Raw genomic sequence first — 14,854 nt, 5'->3', positions numbered from 1 at the left:
CACCCCCGCGATCCCAAGGATCGCGGGGGTGCTTTCGTGTCGAAAGGCTAGGCCTCGGGGGCGACGATCGGCAGGCCGGCCTGCGCCCAGGCGTTCATTCCGCCCTCGATGTTGACCACGGTGTGGCCCTTCTGCTCGAGGTAGGCGCCAACGCGTGCGCTGCGCACGCCACCGGCGCAGATCAGGTACAGGGTGTCGGCCTCGGGCAGCTCGCCCTCGCGCTCCATGAAGGTGCTCATCGGCAGCAGGGTCGCACCGGCGGCCACGCCCCCCGCGTGCTCCTCGGGTTCGCGCACGTCAATGAGTGCGGCACCCGGGTTCAGGGCGGCCAGTTCGGTCACGGTAATTTCCTGCATGTCCTAGTTTCCTTCCCGGGGTTTATCCAAACCCACGGCTTCGAGCGTATACCTCGCTCACTCCAACGCGTGACGGCCCCGGGAAAGTCCCGGGGCCGTCACGCGTCACTACCCTGTCACCTATTCGCCGGTGCGGATCTCGAGGGTCTCGCCACCCGCGGCGAGGTCCACCACCACGGTGTCGCCATCCCGTACCGCTCCGGAGAGCAGCGCGGTGGCCAGGCGGTCGTCGATCTGCTTCTGCATGAGCCGGCGCAGCGGACGCGCACCGTAGAGCGGGTCGTATCCGCGCTCGGCCAGCCAGGCCCGAGCATCCGGGGTGACGGCGAGTTCCAGCCGACGCGAGGACAACCGGCGCTGCAGCCGATCGATGTACAGCTCGACGATCTGGCCGAGGTCCTCCTCGCTCAGCGCCTGGAACACCACGATGTCATCGAGGCGGTTCACAAACTCCGGCTTGAAGGCCTGACGCACGGCCTGCTGCACCATCGTCTCCTTCGCATCCGCGGAGAGGGTCGGGTCGATCAGCACCTGCGAACCGAGGTTCGAGGTGAGGATCAGGATGGTGTTACGGAAGTCCACCGTGCGGCCCTGACCGTCGGTCAAGCGGCCGTCATCGAGCACCTGCAGCAGGATGTCGAAGACCTCGGGGTGAGCCTTCTCGACCTCATCGAGCAGCACCACCGAGTAGGGGCGGCGACGCACGGCCTCGGTCAACTGACCGCCCTGCTCGTAGCCCACGTATCCGGGCGGCGCACCCACCAGGCGAGACACGGCGAACTTCTCGCCGTACTCACTCATGTCGATGCGCACCATGGCCTTCTCATCGTCAAACAGGAACTCCGCGAGGGCCTTCGCGAGCTCGGTCTTGCCGACGCCGGTCGGGCCGAGGAAGAGGAACGATCCGGTTGGGCGATTGGGATCGGACACCCCGGCACGGCTACGCCGCACGGCATCCGCCACCGCGGCCACCGCCTTGCGCTGCCCGATCAGGCGGCGACCCAGCTCACGCTCGAGGTGCAGCAGCTTCTCGGTTTCACCCTGAAGCAGGCGACCCACGGGGATGCCCGTCCAGGCCGCGATCACGGCGGCGATATCATCCGCACCGACCTGGTCGTTGACCATCTTGTCCGCCGAAATCTCGCTCGATTCGGCCTCGGCCAGCTCGCGCATGATCACCGGAATCTCGCCGTAGAGCAGCTTGGACGCCTTCTCCAGCTTGCCCTCACGCTGCGCACGATCGGCCTCAATTCGGGCACGATCCAGCTTCTCCTTCAGCTCACCCACGCGGTTGAGGCTCGCGCGCTCGAGCTCCCAGCGGGCCTGCAGTTCGCCGAGCTTTTCCTGCCGGGTCGCGAGATCCGCACGGAGGTCGGCGAGGCGCTGCTTGCTGGCGTCATCCTTCTCCCGCTTGAGCGCGAGCTCCTCGAGCTTCAGGCGGTCGACGCTGCGACGCAGCTCGTCGATCTCGACCGGAGCCGAGTCGATCTCCATGCGCAGGCGGGAGGCGGCCTCATCGATCAGGTCGATCGCCTTATCCGGCAGCTGGCGCGCCGGGATGTAGCGGCTCGACAGCGAGGCGGCGGCCACCAGCGCGCTATCGGCGATGGTGACCTTGTGGTGCGCCTCATAGCGTTCCTTGAGCCCGCGCAGGATCGCGATGGTGTCCTCCACCGAGGGCTCGCCCACGTACACCTGCTGGAAGCGGCGCTCCATCGCGGCATCGGCCTCGATGTACTGACGATACTCATCGAGCGTGGTGGCACCGATCAGCCGCAGCTCACCGCGGGCGAGCATGGGCTTGAGCATGTTGGCCGCGGCCACCGAGCCCTCGCCGGCACCGGCACCCATGAGGGTGTGCAGTTCGTCGATGAAGGTGATGATCTGGCCGTCTGCGTCGTTGATCTCCTGCAGCACCGCCTTCAGGCGCTCCTCGAACTCGCCCCGATACTTGGCACCGGCCACGAGGGCGGCGAGGTCGAGCGAGACGAGCTGTTTGCCCTTCAGGGAGTCGGCCACGTCGCCCGCGACGATGCGCTGGGCGAGGCCCTCCACCACGGCGGTTTTACCCACGCCGGGCTCACCGATCAGGACGGGGTTGTTCTTGGTGCGGCGCGTCAGCACCTGGCTCACCCGACGAATCTCGGCGTCACGGCCGATCACGGGGTCGAGCTTTCCGGTCGCCGCGATCGCGGTGAGATTGACACCGTACTGCTCGAGGGCGCTCTTCGCCTGTTCCTGGGATGGCTGCTGACCTGGTTGCACGGGTTTTCTCCTTGTCGACTCGGTGCGGGACGAGCGCCCGCAAAACTTGAGTGTTGTTGACTCAAGTTTACCCGGTTCAACGCATTCTCGCCACCGATATTCCCCGCGTGAATCTGACAAGTTCCTGATTGTCTCGTGAATCTCCGGTGCACTTTTCCCGTAGGGGGCACTCCACAAAAGGGCAAACACGCCCACCGAACGCGACCGTATCCAGCGGATTCGAGTTAGGTTTGATGTACTTGTGAGACGGCGCGTCCCCTGCGTCGGCCCACCCTCGAGTGGGCACCCCGGCTGGAAGGAACAATAACGTGAGAGTTCGCACCCGTATGGGCGCCGCAATACTCACCCTTGGCGTGCTCGTCGGCGGTCTGGGGATCACCTCCCCGGCATACGCCGCGGGAGCCGACTACCCCTCCTGGGATGACGTCCAGCAGGCGCGCCAGAATGAGCAGACCGCCGCCGCCGAGGTCACCCGGGTCGAGGGCCTGATCCAGGGCCTCAACGTGGACGTCGCAAACGCTCAGGCCGCCGCCAACATCGCCGCCGATGAGTACCAGCAGGCCGACACCATCGCGACCCAGGCGGAGATCAACTCCAACCGCCTCGCCGAGCAGGTCAAGGAGGCCACCACGGCCGCCGAGGAATCCGCCGGCCAGGTAGCGGTCCTGATGTCAAAGATGGGCCGCAGCACCGGCAACTCGGTCTCCCTCGAGCTCCTCGGAGACCCCGAGAACGCCGATGACGCCCTCTACAAGCTCGGCGCGATGACCAAGCTCACCGAGCGCTCCACCGAGGTCCTCGATCGCGCCAAGCAGGCCGCCAACCTCGTCACCACCCTCAACGACCAGGCCACCGTGGCCTCGGACATCCTCACCCAGGCGCGGGCCGACGCCGAGTCGGCCCTGAACCGCGCAACCACCGCCTCCGCCGCCGCGCAGAACGCCGTGGCCGAGCAGGAGGCCAACCAGTCTCGCCTGATCGAGCAGCTGGCCACCCTCAAGGGCACCCGCGTCGAAGAGGAAACCCAGTACGCCGTGGGTGTGGCCGTACGTGCCGAGGAGGCGCGAAAGCGCGCCGAGGAGGAAGCCGCGCGCAAGCGCGCCGAAGAGGAAGCCCGTCGCCAGGCCGAGGCCAATAAGCCCAAGCCCGGCACCGGAGGCGGCGGAGGCGGCGTTGTCCTGCCCCCGCCCCCACCGCAGACCGGTGGCGGCACCGGCACCTACTGGGCCGGCTCAGAGTCCGGCTGGTGGCGTCCCGCCCCCGGAGGAATCACCTCGCCGTACGGTCCCCGCCCGGTCATGTGCCCCAAGGGTTGCTCGGCACCGTTCCACGCCGGCCTCGACTTCGGCGGCGGCACCGGCACCCCGATCAAGGCGGTCTCCTCGGGCACCGTGACCTTCGCCGGCAACGCCGGCGCCTTCGGAAACCGCGTGATCGTTGATCACGGCGGCGGAGTGCAGTCCTACTACGGCCACCTCAGCGCCTTCAACGTCCGCGTCGGTGCCCGGGTCAATGGCGGCGACGTCATCGCCTTCATGGGCAGCACCGGTGTGGCCACCGGCCCGCACCTCGACCTCAAGATCTACGTTGGCGGAAGCCACACCGATCCGGCCGCGTTCCTGCGGGCGCGCGGCGTGCGCATCTAGCACCCCGGCACAAACACCTCGGCCCCCGCACAGCGCGTGCGGGGGCCGAGGTGTTTCTTGGGGGGGTTACTTCGCCGCGGGGTGGGCGGAGAGGAAGGCGATCGTGTCGTTAGCGATGGCCTCGCTCTGGGTGTGGTGCAGGTAGTGCTCGCCCTTCAGCGAGATGACCTCGCCGTTGGTCGTGGTCGCGGCCTGCTCCTCGTGCAGTTCGAGCCAGCCGGGCACCTCTTCGTTGTCGCTGTCCGCGACAAACAGCAGCACCGGGAAGTCCGCCGGGAAGGACTGCGCCCTGGCCGCGGCAAAGTTCTCGGCGGTCAGGCCCACCTCACTCACCGCCACGTCGTTCAGCGCGTTGTGCCGGGCGAGCACGGCCATCTGCTCCTTCTGAGCATCGGTGTAGGCATCGACGCCCTCGTACATGTTCGGGGCGAGACCGTCCAGCACCCGCATGAGGCCGAGCGACTTCAGGCCGCGCACGGACTCCAGGCTCTCGATGCTCTCGCTTCCGGGCTGGTTCGGGACGCTCGAGTCGATGCCCACAAACGCGGTGACCTCGCTCGGGTAGGTGTTGATGTAGTCGAGCGCGTAGATCCCGGCAATCGAGTGCCCCATCAGCGCGTACTTCGTGATGCCCAGGTCGCCGAGCGCGGTGTGCACCTCCTTCACGATGTTGGCGCTGGTGCGCGGCACATCGGTGTCATCGCTCAGGCCATAGCCCAGGGGTTCAACCGCGACCACCCGGTGGGTGCTCGCGAGCCTGTCGATTACCGGGGCGAAGTCGATCGCCGGGGCGCCGGTGCCGAGGCCCGGCAGCATCACGATGGTTTCGGGCCCATCGCCCTGCACGAGTACGTTCATCTTCTTGCCATCCACGTCGACCAGCTGGCCGTAGTGCTCGAGGTTCGCCATTTCGCGCTGGCTGGCCACCGCGTTGACCACGGTGGTGGTACCGAGGCCGGCGGCGATGAGGGCCGCAATCGACCCGATGACGATGAGTGGAACCCTGATGATCTTCTTCATGATGTACCCGTGCTTCCTGCGGGGCCCAGTGTGGGATTTCCGCTGATGTATCCAGTTTCTCCGGCTGCGCGATCGCGCGGCAGTGTCACGGTGTCACCCGTACCCGTGACAGGTGTCACGGTTCTGGGCCGATCCCTGCCCGCGGTTCCGGGCGGTCGCTAGGCTGGGGTCATGTCCGACGTGTCCTCCACTCGGTTGGGTCCCACAGACCCCGCCGCCAACGCCGCCGCGCGGGGTGCCACCGACCTCGCCCGCGGACGCCGGTACACCGGCTGGAGCCTCTGGTTTGTCAACATCAGTTTCGGGCTCATGCAGCTCATCCTCGCCGATCCGGAGACGGAACCCTGGCGCATGATCCTGCTCTCCGCGCTCACCATCCTCACCACCGCGCTCGCCTGCGCGCTGGTCTCCCGGGTGGTGCGGGAGGTTGCGAGCGAACCCGTACCCGGCGGCATCCTTCGACCCCTCCCCCTCGCCCTCACCGTCAGCGCCGTCGCCACCTGGCTGATCGGGGCCTCCTCCCCGACCGGCTCCTGGAACTGGGCCATCACGCTCACCGTCGCGACGGGAATGCTGCTGTGCCTGGTCTCAGTCTCCGCCCGCGCGTGGGTGTTCCTCGGCAGCCTGGTTCTCCTCGCCGGCGGGTACCTATTTGGGCTTCTCGCCGCACACCGACCGCTCGATATCCAGGCCACCCTGTCGGATATCACGCTGTTTGTTCTGCTGGCGCTGGGCCTCGTCCTGCTGCCGCTCACCTATGCCTCGGTGATCTGGAGCCTCCGCATTCTCGAGCGCATGGATCGCGCGCGGGCCATGGCCTCGGAACTCGCGATCGCGCGCGAGCGGCTACGCTTCGCGACCGACCTGCACGATATCCAGGGGCACAACCTGCAGGTGATCGCGCTGAAGAGTGAACTGGCCGAACGGCTGTTGGAGCGGGACCCGGCCGGGGCCGCGGCCGAGCTATCCGCGATCCGCGCGATCAGTCGCGCCGCGCTCGAGGACACCCGGGCGGTGGTGAATAACTACCGCACGGTGACGGTCGCGGTTGAGGCGCGCGGGGCCGCATCGGTGCTCGCCTCGGCGGGGATCGACTGCACGCTGGAGATTACCGATGCCCCCATCCCGACCGAGATCGGGACGGTACTGGCGCTCGCGATTCGCGAGGCCACCACGAACCTGCTGCGCCATGCACGCCCCACCCGCGCGCGGATCACGCTGGCCGCCGGCACCGGCGGATTTGATCTCACGGTGGAAAACGACGGGGCTCTCGGCCGCCGTCAGAACGCGGCGGGCACCGGCCTTGCCGGGCTCGGTGAGCGGGTGCACGCGGTCGGCGGATCCGTGCGGCACAGCCGCGAGAGTGGTATCTTCACCCTGACCGTGCACGTGCCCGGCAGCGTTATTCCGCGAGGGAGCAGCCATGAGTGAGTCCGCGATCGACGCCACGACCCTGCGCCTGCTCATTGCCGATGATGAGGAGCTCATTCGCGGCGCGCTCGTCGCCCTCCTCGGGCTCGAACCGGATCTCCGGGTGATCGCGGATGTCTCGGATGGCGGGTCCGCGGTGGACGCGGCCATCGATCTCCGGCCCGATATCGTTCTGCTCGATCTGGAAATGCCCGTACTTGACGGGGTGGATGCGGCCACCCGAATCCTGCGCGAGGTGGACACCCGCATCGTGCTGGTCACCCGGCACGCGCGCCCCGGTACGCTGAAGCGCGCCCTCGCCGCCGGTATCGCGGGCTTTGTACCCAAGTCGACGCCGGCGGCGGAGCTCGCCCAGATTATTCGCGCGGTGGCCCGCGGGGAACGCTATATCGATCGTGCGCTCGCGGCGGCCGCCCTCACCGAGGATGACAACCCGCTCACCGCGCGCGAGCGCGACGTGCTGAGGCTGACCCGGGAGGGGCTGCCCACGAAGGCCGTGGCCAAGAAGCTACACCTGGCGCACGGAACCGTGCGCAACCACACCTCGGCGGCGATGCTGAAGCTGCACGCGGACTCCCGCGTGCAGGCCGCAACGATCGCCTGGGATAACGGCTGGATCTAGGCCGCGGGTGAGCCCGCGGCTGCTCCCGACGCTGCCGCGGCGGCCGGATCGGCCTTCGTGGACACCGTCACGGTGAACTTGGTGCTGCGCGCACGCTGGTTGGTGGGGCCGACGATCCGGCCGAGCGCACCGCGGTAGCCCAGGTGGGTGTTGTACACCGTCCAGAGCTCACCGCCCGGGCGCAGCACGCGCGCCGCCTCGCGGAACAGCGCCTCGGCGAGGCCCGCGTGTACGGTCGCACCTGTGTGGAAGGGCGGGTTCAGCAGCACGAGGTCGACGCTCGCATCGGGCTGTGCGGAGAGCCCGATATCGCGGCGGGCCTCAACCCGATCGGCGACGCCGTTGGCCTCGGCGGTGGCGCGGGTTGCGGCCACCGCATCCGCCGAAATATCCGTGGCGATGACGTGAATGTTCGGGCGCGCCATGGCCACGGCGGAGGCGATCACGCCGGTTCCGCTGCCGAGATCCACGGCCACCTTGGCCCAGCGGGCAAACTTCGGCAGGAAGCGCAGCAGCTCGCGGGTACCGATGTCGAGGCTCGCGCCGGCGAAGGTCTGGGTGCCCGCGCAGACGATGAGGTCCGGGTCCTGGATCTCGGCACGAGAGGCCGGGCGGGCCTCCACGGCGCGCGGCCCGGAGGCGATCAGCAGGCGGGACTTCTGCCGCGCCAGCGAGGCGTGTACGGACTCAAACGACTCCCCCAGCACGGCGTTCATCGCCGGGCTCAGGTGCTTGATCCGGCCGCCCGAGTAAACGATGACCTCGGGGTCGGCGTGGATGGCGATGAGGCGGGCGATCTCGTCCAGGGCCGCGATCTGACGCGGAAGCTGCACGAGAACGACGCGTGCGCCGGCGAGGAGTTCGGCCCCCAGCGGGAGCGAGACGAAGGTGCCCGCGAGGCCCGCGTGCTCGGCATTGCCGACGAGGGCGTGCTCCGAGATCAGGGAGTCCTGGGAGACGCGCACGCCGCTCAGGCCGTGGGTAGCGATGACGCCGAGGGTCAGGGCACCGTAGTGGTCGCCGATCACGACGACGGCCTCACCGGGAATGCCGCGGAGGGCCTCGGCGGCCTCGTCCAGAATCAGTCGGTCGGTCGCGTCCACCGCGTGCAGGTTGTCACCCTCGACGTCTGGGTGGCGACGCAGGGCGGAAAAATCAAGGTCAATGGGCGCAGTGCCAGGGGTTTCACTCACCCTGCAACACTACCCGCGTGGGCCGGGAGCCGGCACCGAGACGGTGTTTCGGGGCGTGCGTCAGCGCACGCCGGCGATGGAATCTAGTCGCGCTCGGCGATGTCGTCGAACTCGGGATCGTCTTCCTCATCGAGGCCGTCCTCATCGGCGAAGAACGCCGGATCCGGGCGCCAGACCACGACCTCGGTGCGGCGCTGGGTGCGCGCCCCGTTGCGGAGGCTGATGATGTCTCCGGCCTGGCCCGCGGCAAACACGCGGCGGCCCGGGCTCTTGAGCATTTCGGAGGCGAGGGCACTCTCGAGTTCGCGCACGCGGCGGGTGAGTGCATCCACCTGGTTTTCGAGGCTCAGCAGGCGGGCCACGCCCTCGAGGCTGACGCCCTCGGCGCTCAGTCTGGCAACGGTTTTGAGCTGGGTGATGTCGCGCATCGAGTAGCGGCGGGACTTCCCCGCGGTGCGTCTCGGGCTGACCAGCCCGATGCGGTCGTACTGGCGCAGGGTTTGCGGGTGCATTCCCGCGAGTTCGGCGGCGATCGCGATGGCAAACACCGGTGAGTGCTCGTCCATGGGATGCTCCTTCCGTACGGGTGTATCGGGTGCGGCCCGGGGCCGATGCTCGTGTGAACACCGGCCCCGAGCGGGTGCGGCGAACCGGGGTTAGCCGCGGGCGCGGGCCAGGAGGTCCGCGCGGGGGTTTTCGTTGGGGCCGACGGCCTCAAAGGCGCGCAGCGCCTCGGCGGCCTCGGCACTCAGGTGGCCCGGCACCGCGATCTGAACGATCGCGAGCAGGTCTCCCGTGGCCGAGCCGCTGGTGACGCCGCGGCCCTTGACCCGGAGGATCCGGCCGGCCGGTGTGCCCGGGGCTACCCGGAGCTTCACCGGATCGCCGCCGAGCGTGGGCACCTCGATCGTGGCGCCCAGGGCGGCCTCGACGAAGGTGACCGGCACGGTGACGCGCAGGTTGTTGCCCTCGCGTTCGAACACCGGGTGCTTGCGCACGTTGACCGTGAGCACCAGGTCGCCCGCGGTGCCACCGTCCGGTGAGGGACGGCCCTTGCCGCGCGCACGGATCTTCTTCCCGTCGGCCACGCCGGCGGGAATCTTCACCTTGATGGTGCGCCCATCACCGGTCTGCAGGCTGACGGTGTCTCCCTGCACGGCGGTAATGAAGTCGATCGTGGTGGTTGCGGTGACATCCTGACCGGGGGTGGGCCCGCCAAACCCGCGGAAACCTCCGCCGGACTGGCCAAACCCACCGCCGCCAAACAGGCCGCTGAACATGTCCTCGAAGCCGCCCTGCTGGCCGCCTCCGCGACCGCGGAAGACGTCCTCAAAGCCGCCGCCCGCGCGGCCACCGCCGGGGGCGGTGAACCGCGCCCCGGCACCCATGGCGCGCATCTGGTCGTACTCGGCGCGCTGTTCGGGATCGTTGAGGACCGAGTAGGCCTCGCTGATCTCCTTGAACTTTGCCTCGCTCGCAGCATCGCCCGGGTTCGAATCCGGGTGGTGCTTCCGCGCAAGCTTCCGGTACACCTTCTTCAGCTCGGCGTCGGTGACGTCCTTGGACACCCCGAGTACCTTGTAGAAGTCCTTATCGAACCAGTCCTGGCTTGCCATGGGCTACTCCGCGGGGATCGCGACGACCACCTTGGCGGGACGCAGCAGCGTTTCACCGATCAGGTAACCGGTCTCGACCACGTCGGCCACGGTTTCGACCGTGACCTCGGCGTTGGGCTGCTGGAAGATGGCGTCGTGACGGTTCGGGTCGAACGCCTCGCCGGCGACGGCGAAGGGGGTCAGGCCCATCTTTTCCACGGTGCCGCGCAGCTTCTCGGCGAGCAGCGCAAACGCGGTGCCCTCGGTGAGGTCGCCGTGCTTGGCGGCGCGGTCGAGGTCATCCAGAATCGGCAGGAGTGCGGTCAGGACGGATCCGACGGTGCGCTCCTTTTCGATCGCGCGGTTGGCCTCGGTGCGCTTGCGGTAGTTCGCGTACTCGGCGTTGACGCGCTGCAGGTCGGCGAGGATCTCGTCGGCGGAAACCTGGCCGGACAGCACTGCCAGTTCCTCATCGGAGATTTCCTCGGACCCGGCCTCGGTCTCGGCGTCGGTCTCGACCTCGGTGGCATCCTCGGATGCCCCGAAACCGGGGGCCTCAGCGGCCCCCGGTTCCTGGGTCGAACCGTGCTCGCCGGACTCGGCGCCCGTGGTGGGCTCTTCGTTCTCGGGAGTGGGGTTCTGTTCGGTCATGATGTTACTTCTTCTCCGACTCGTCGTCCTCAACAACCTCGGCGTCAACCACGTCCTCATCGGACTCGGCTGCTGCCGGTGCGCCCTCGGCCGAGGCGGCCTCGGCCTGGCTCTGGGCGTAGATGGCCTCGCCCAGCTTGACCTGCGACTCGTTCAGCTTGTCGAAGGCTGCCTTGACGGCGTCCTCGTCCTCGCCGGCCAGAGCGGACTTCAGTGCGTCAACGTCGCCCTGAACCTCGTTCTTGACGTCCTCGGGGAGCTTGTCCTCGTTGTCCTTGATCAGCTTCTCGATCGAGTAGGCCAGCTGCTCGGCGGAGTTGCGGGTCTCGGCCTGCTCACGACGCTTGGCGTCCTCAGCGGCGTGCTCCTCGCCCTCGCGCACCATGCGCTCGATGTCTTCCTTGGACAGCGACGAACCACCGGAGATGGTGATCTTCTGCTCGGTGCCGGTGCCCTTGTCCTTGGCGGACACCTGGACGATACCGTTAGCGTCGATGTCGAAGGTGACCTCGATCTGCGGCATTCCGCGCGGTGCCGGTGCGATACCGGTCAGCTCGAAGGTACCCAGGTTCTTGTTGTCGCGGGTGAACTCGCGCTCACCCTGGAAGATCTGGATCGCAACCGAGGGCTGGTTGTCGTCGGCGGTGGTGAAGGTCTCGCTGCGCTTGGTCGGGATCGCGGTGTTGCGCTCGATCAGCTTGGTCATCATGCCACCCTTGGTCTCGATACCGAGGCTCAGGGGGGTGACGTCGATCAGCAGAACGTCCTTGCGCTCACCCTTCAGCACACCGGCCTGCAGGGCGGCACCGACGGCCACAACCTCGTCCGGGTTGACACCCTTGTTGGCGTCGCGACCGATCTCGGCCTTGACCAGCTCGGCCACGGCGGGCATACGGGTCGATCCACCAACGAGCACAACGTGCGCGATGTCGGATACCTTGACGCCGGCCTCGCGGATAACGTCCTGGAAGGGCTTCTTGGTGCGGTCGAGCAGATCCTTGGTCATGTTCTCGAACTGTGCGCGGGTCAGGGTCTCGTCAAGGTTGGCGGGGCCGGACTCGGTCAGCGAGAGGTAGGGCAGCTGGATCGAGGTGGACATCGAGGAGCTGAGCTCCTTCTTTGCCTGCTCGGCGGCTTCCTTCAGACGCTGCAGGGCGATCTTGTCGCCGGAGACGTCGACACCGGTGGTCTCCTTGAACTTCTTCACCAGGTGGTCAACAACGCGCTGGTCCCAGTCGTCTCCACCGAGGCGGTTGTCACCGGAGGTCGCGCGGACCTGAATGGTCGAGAAGTCGTCGTCCTTACCGACCTCAAGGAGGGAGACGTCGAAGGTTCCACCACCGAGGTCGAAGACCAGGATGAGCTCGTCTTCCTTACCCTTGTCGAGGCCGTAGGCCAGGGCGGCAGCGGTGGGCTCGTTGATGATGCGGAGCACGTTGAGGCCCGCGATCTCACCGGCCTCCTTGGTGGCCTGACGCTCGGCGTCGTTGAAGTAGGCGGGGACGGTGATGACGGCGTCGGTGACGGTGTCGCCCAGGTACTGCTCGGCGTCGCGCTTCAGCTTCGCGAGGATACGAGCGGACACCTCCTGCGGGGTGTACTTCTTCTCGTCGACCGGGAAGGTCCAGTTGGTGCCCATGTGGCGCTTGACCGACGCGAGGGTGCGGTCAACGTTGGTGACGGCCTGGCGCTTCGCGGTGTCACCGACGAGCACCTCGCCATCCTTGGTGAATGCAACAACCGACGGGGTGGTGCGAGCACCCTCGGCGTTAGCGATAACGGTGGGCTCTCCACCCTCGAGGACCGAAACCACCGAGTTGGTGGTACCGAGGTCAATACCTACTGCACGTGCCATGTGTTTCTCCTTCGTTCTCGCCCCGAGGGGCGAATACCCTGAACAATTCCCGGGCTCGGGTAACCGAACCCGAAGTCGGCGGCAATCCCATAGTTGAGCTGCCTAGGCTCAAGTTTACCGGGTGCATCACGTGTGTCAAGCCGCTCACAGGAAATGTTGAGCCTAGCCGACTCAACTTTGGATTTGGCGCGAAAAAACGGGCGTTCCTCCCGGAAACACGCCGATCCTCAAGTAATCTGTAGGCATGAGCACGACCGATCCTTCTGGTGCGGAACCCACCGCCCAGCCGAATAACGTCGCCCCCGCACCCGGCACGCCGGCTTCCGGCGCACCCGCGCCCGCCGATCCTCAGTCGCAGCCGGCGGCCGCCACCGAGTCCGATCCGGCCCGCGCGCTCCCGCACTATCCCGCCCCGCTGACCGGCCAGATTCCCGCCGCCCAGCCGGCCTATCCCGCGGCCCCGGGCACCGAGTCCTATCCGCACCCCGGCTACGCGCAGCCCGCACCCGATGCGGCGGGGTACGCGCAGCCCGGCTACGCCGGCTATGACCCCGCCGCCAAGAGCCGCCTCACCGCGGGCCTCCTCGGCATCTTCCTGGGATCGATCGGCGTGCACCGCTTTTACCTGGGCTACATTGGCATCGGCCTGCTGCAGATCGCCGCGACCATCATTACGTTCGGCGCCGCCGCCATCTGGGGCCTGATCGAGGGCATCATGATCCTGGCCCGCGCCCGAGCGTTTGCCACCGATGCCGAGGGTCGCCCGCTGCGCGAGTAGCGCCCGCGCAGCCCCTCATCGGGGCGCTTCGCGGGGTGCCCGCGTGACGCACGCCCCTGCGGTTTACATAACGGTTGCCAATGAGACGCCTTGGCGCAGTACCCTGAGGCCATGACGTCTGTTATCTCGCCCTCTGTACCAGAACCGCGACTGCTCTCCCGGCAGGTTTTAGCGTGGGGTCTGTGGGACTGGGGCTCGGCCGCCTTTAACGCCGTGGTCACCACCTTTGTGTTCACCGCGTACCTGACCGGCAACCCGGCGTTTGGTGGCGAGGCGTTCGTTTCGGCGCAGCTCTCCTGGTGGATCGCCGGTGCGGGGGTGGTCATCGCTCTGCTCGCGCCGATCACCGGCCAGCGCGCCGACCGCAGCGGCCATCGCAAGCTCTGGCTCGGCGTCAACACCTACCTGGTGGTCGCGATCACCGCGGGCCTCGCCGTTGTGGCCCCGAAGCCCGACCTCCTGTGGGTGGGTCTCTTCCTGCTGGCCGCCGGCAACGTGTTCTTTGAGTTCGCCTCGGTGAACTACAACGCGATGCTCGGCCAGATTTCGACCCCGTCAACGATCGGCAAGATCTCCGGCTTCGGCTGGGGCCTCGGCTACGTGGCCGGTATCGTGCTGCTGCTGTTCCTCTACGTGACCCTGATTGGCCCGGACGTGGGCATGTTTGGCATCACCTCGGCCGACGGCTGGGACGTGCGCGTCTCGATGCTGATCGCCGCCGCCTGGCTGGGCCTCTTCGCGATTCCGGTGCTGCGGGTGGTTCCCGAGACCCCGGGCACCGCCGCCCCCGGCGCAAAGATCGGCTTCTTTGCTTCCTACCGCAAGCTCGGCCGTGACCTCGTGGCCCTCTGGCGCAACGACCGCACCACCGCGAAGTTCCTCATCGCGAGCGCGATCTTCCGCGACGGTCTCGCGGGTGTCTTCACCTTCGCCGGCGTGCTCGCGATCGGCACCTTCGGGTTCAGCGGCGGCGACGTGCTGATCTTCGGGGTGGCCGCAAACATCGTGGCCGGCGTGGTCACCATCGCCTCGGGCCGCCTCGATGACCGCTTCGGTGCGCGCACGGTGATCCTCGCTTCGCTGATCGGTCTGGTGACCTTCGGCATCATCCTGTTCTTCCTGCACGATGCGGGCACCACGCTGTTCTGGATCTTCGGCCTCGGCCTCGCCGCGTTCGTCGGGCCCGCGCAGTCGGCCTCGCGCTCGTTCCTCGCCCGCATCATTCCCGAGGGTAAGGAGGGCGAAATGTTTGGCCTGTACGCGACCACCGGACGCGCGGTGTCGTTCATCGCTCCGGCCGCGTTTGGCCTCTTCATCTCCGTGGGTGGCGCGCAGTACTTCGGTATTCTCGGCCTCGTCCTGGTGCTGGCCCTCGGCCTGGCCCTGATGATTCCGGTGCGCACCCCCGCCGCGAAGGCCTAGCCCGCGCGGCTTTCCCGAAG

13 protein-coding genes are annotated in these 14,854 nt (G+C 67.7%); 5 read left to right on the top strand and 8 right to left on the bottom strand.

Annotation, left to right across the window (positions count from 1 at the left end):
• Positions 1-47: 47 nt before the first annotated feature.
• Entirely contained in the window at positions 48-356 is a 309-nt protein-coding gene (locus tag D9V32_RS10615; RefSeq protein ID WP_121648874.1) for a rhodanese-like domain-containing protein, read from the bottom strand.
• 120 nt (positions 357-476) lie between these two features.
• On the bottom strand, positions 477-2,621 hold the full coding sequence (locus D9V32_RS10610) for an ATP-dependent Clp protease ATP-binding subunit (RefSeq protein ID WP_121648873.1): 2,145 nt from the start codon (positions 2,619-2,621) through the stop codon (positions 477-479).
• Positions 2,622-2,929: 308 nt separating this feature from the next.
• Between D9V32_RS10610 and D9V32_RS10605 the strand changes: the two genes are divergently transcribed.
• On the top strand, positions 2,930-4,267 hold the full coding sequence (locus D9V32_RS10605; RefSeq protein WP_147440445.1) for a M23 family metallopeptidase: 1,338 nt from the start codon (positions 2,930-2,932) through the stop codon (positions 4,265-4,267).
• A 66-nt stretch (positions 4,268-4,333) separates the two neighbouring features.
• Here the strand turns inward: D9V32_RS10605 and D9V32_RS10600 are convergent, their stop codons facing one another.
• Positions 4,334-5,287 carry an alpha/beta fold hydrolase gene (locus tag D9V32_RS10600; RefSeq protein ID WP_121648871.1) on the bottom strand — a complete coding sequence of 318 codons (954 nt, stop codon included), beginning with the start codon at positions 5,285-5,287 and terminating at the stop codon, positions 4,334-4,336.
• Between the two features lie 171 nt (positions 5,288-5,458).
• On the opposite strand from D9V32_RS10600, the gene D9V32_RS10595 reads away from it, so the two are divergent.
• Together D9V32_RS10595 and D9V32_RS10590 are read left to right on the top strand one after the other, a co-directional pair.
• Positions 5,459-6,718 (top strand): sensor histidine kinase, encoded by a 1,260-nt coding sequence (locus D9V32_RS10595; RefSeq protein WP_121648870.1) that lies wholly within the window; start codon positions 5,459-5,461, stop codon positions 6,716-6,718.
• Positions 6,711-7,340 carry a response regulator transcription factor gene (locus tag D9V32_RS10590; protein ID WP_121648869.1) on the top strand — a complete coding sequence of 210 codons (630 nt, stop codon included), beginning with the start codon at positions 6,711-6,713 and terminating at the stop codon, positions 7,338-7,340. The genes D9V32_RS10595 and D9V32_RS10590 overlap by 8 nt, the downstream gene beginning before the upstream one ends.
• Here the strand turns inward: D9V32_RS10590 and D9V32_RS10585 are convergent.
• The 5 genes from D9V32_RS10585 to dnaK all read right to left on the bottom strand — a co-directional run bounded on the left by D9V32_RS10585 (position 7,337) and on the right by dnaK (position 12,634).
• Positions 7,337-8,533 (bottom strand): class I SAM-dependent methyltransferase, encoded by a 1,197-nt coding sequence (locus tag D9V32_RS10585; RefSeq protein WP_245982256.1) that lies wholly within the window; start codon positions 8,531-8,533, stop codon positions 7,337-7,339. The genes D9V32_RS10590 and D9V32_RS10585 overlap by 4 nt on opposite strands.
• 83 nt (positions 8,534-8,616) lie before the next feature.
• The gene (locus D9V32_RS10580; RefSeq protein WP_121648868.1) at positions 8,617-9,099 is read right to left on the bottom strand and encodes a heat shock protein transcriptional repressor HspR; all 483 of its coding nucleotides are present in this window, start codon (positions 9,097-9,099) and stop codon (positions 8,617-8,619) included.
• Between the two features lie 90 nt (positions 9,100-9,189).
• Complete coding sequence (locus tag D9V32_RS10575) at positions 9,190-10,149, bottom strand: DnaJ C-terminal domain-containing protein (protein ID WP_121648867.1); 960 nt, start codon at positions 10,147-10,149, stop codon at positions 9,190-9,192.
• A gap of 3 nt (positions 10,150-10,152) precedes the next feature.
• Positions 10,153-10,779, bottom strand: a complete 627-nt coding sequence (locus tag D9V32_RS10570; RefSeq protein WP_121648866.1) for a nucleotide exchange factor GrpE — start codon at positions 10,777-10,779, stop codon at positions 10,153-10,155.
• A 4-nt stretch (positions 10,780-10,783) separates the two neighbouring features.
• The gene (dnaK, locus tag D9V32_RS10565) at positions 10,784-12,634 is read right to left on the bottom strand and encodes a molecular chaperone DnaK (RefSeq protein ID WP_121648865.1); all 1,851 of its coding nucleotides are present in this window, start codon (positions 12,632-12,634) and stop codon (positions 10,784-10,786) included.
• A gap of 244 nt (positions 12,635-12,878) precedes the next feature.
• On the opposite strand from dnaK, the gene D9V32_RS10560 reads away from it, so the two are divergent.
• Together D9V32_RS10560 and D9V32_RS10555 are read left to right on the top strand one after the other, a co-directional pair.
• Positions 12,879-13,412, top strand: coding sequence for a TM2 domain-containing protein (locus D9V32_RS10560; RefSeq protein WP_220700691.1), 534 nt, complete (start codon positions 12,879-12,881; stop codon positions 13,410-13,412).
• A gap of 111 nt (positions 13,413-13,523) precedes the next feature.
• Entirely contained in the window at positions 13,524-14,834 is a 1,311-nt protein-coding gene (locus D9V32_RS10555) for an MFS transporter (protein ID WP_121648864.1), read from the top strand.
• Positions 14,835-14,854: the final 20 nt, after the last annotated feature.

It is taken from the genome of Mycetocola tolaasinivorans, assembly GCF_003667565.1.
Lineage (GTDB): Bacteria > Actinomycetota > Actinomycetes > Actinomycetales > Microbacteriaceae > Mycetocola > Mycetocola tolaasinivorans.
The sequence above is the reverse complement of the archived record's forward strand: the minus strand, read 5'-3'. Positions and strand labels throughout refer to the sequence as shown.